Origin of the sequence: Actinoallomurus acaciae (assembly GCF_042429965.1) — a bacterium.
Lineage (GTDB): Bacteria > Actinomycetota > Actinomycetes > Streptosporangiales > Streptosporangiaceae > Actinoallomurus > Actinoallomurus acaciae.
The window spans coordinates 1-1,192 of sequence record NZ_JBHLZP010001068.1 but is presented as its reverse complement, the minus strand read 5'-3'; the positions used below and the strand labels follow the sequence as shown (position 1 = coordinate 1,192).

Annotated in this window: 2 protein-coding genes; one reads left to right on the top strand and one right to left on the bottom strand. The window is 72.8% G+C overall.

The window, feature by feature from the left end; all coding sequences use genetic code 11:
* The coding region (locus ACFFNX_RS50515; protein ID WP_378213632.1) for a molybdopterin-dependent oxidoreductase at positions 1–773 on the bottom strand (773 nt) is incomplete at its 3' end.
* Between the two features lie 211 nt (positions 774–984).
* Between ACFFNX_RS50515 and ACFFNX_RS50510 the strand changes: the two genes are divergently transcribed.
* On the top strand, positions 985–1,192 hold a 208-nt coding region (locus ACFFNX_RS50510), incomplete at its 3' end, for a hypothetical protein (RefSeq protein ID WP_378213631.1).

Here is a 1,192-nt window from a genome sequence, read left to right as displayed (position 1 = left end):
AGCGCGTCCAGGCCGCGCGCCAGCCGGGCGACGGTCGCGGTGTCCTCCAGCCGCTCCGCGAAGATCACGTGGAGCAGGGACAGCAGCAGCCAGGCGTCGCCGTCCGGCCGCACCGCCACGTGTTCGAAGGCACGCGCCGTCTCCGACCGGCGCGGGTCGATGACCACCACCCGGCCGCCGCGCCGCGTGATCGCGCGCAGCTGGTCCCGGATCCGCGGCGCGCTGACGGCGCTGCCGTGGGAGACCAGCGGATTGGCGCCGACGACCAGCAGGAACTCGGTGCGGGCGAGGTCCGGGATGGGCACGCGGGTGAGCGAGCCGTAGAGCAGGCGGCTCGCGACGAGGCGGTTGTTGATGTCCTGCGAGCCGGCCGTGAACAGGTTCGGCGAGCCGACGGCGGTCATGAACCCCCGCAGCCACAGCGTGTGGGAGTAGGAGAACGCGCCGGGGTTGCCGAAGTACCAGCCGACCGCCGGGCCGCCGTGGTGGCGCAGGATCCGCCGCAGTCTCCGGCCGATGTCGCCGAGTGCGTCGTCCCAGCTGACAGGGTCGAATCCGGAGCCGTCCGGCCGACGACGCAACGGGCGAAGCACGCGATCCGGGTCATTTTGCACGTCGGCCATGGCGATGCCCTTCGGGCAGGCGAAACCGCGCGACAGCGGGTGCCGGTCGTCGGGCCGCAGCCGGACCAGCCGGCCGTCGTCCACCGTGGCGATCAGACCGCACAGAGGCTCGCAGATCCGGCAGTACGTCACCCGTTCCTCGGTGGCCATGCCCTCATTGTAAGTAACCACTTTTGAAGGGCATTTGTCCGGTGGCGGCGTATCCGCGGGCCGGGACGGGGAAGAGAAGCGGTAGCCGCCCCGATCGGCCGCGTGGCCGGGCCGCCGCCCGGTCGCGTAGCCCGCGATGACTGAGGATCGCGCAGTTTTACCAGGCCGGCGACCTTGTCGTCCTGGCGGGACCGCGTTTTCTGGAGGGGCGTTGACGGCCGACCGGTTCTCCCGGCGTGACTTCGGCAGGCTCGCGGGCTTCGCGGGGGCGGCCGCCGTCCTGGGCGCCCGGCCGGGTACGGCGCGGGCCGCCGTGCGATCCGGCGTGACGCCGGGCGCCGCGCGTGCCATGAGCGGGGACGGCTGGCGCGTCACCGGGCCGATACTGCACGGCCTGGAGGAGTTCGACGCCACCGTGA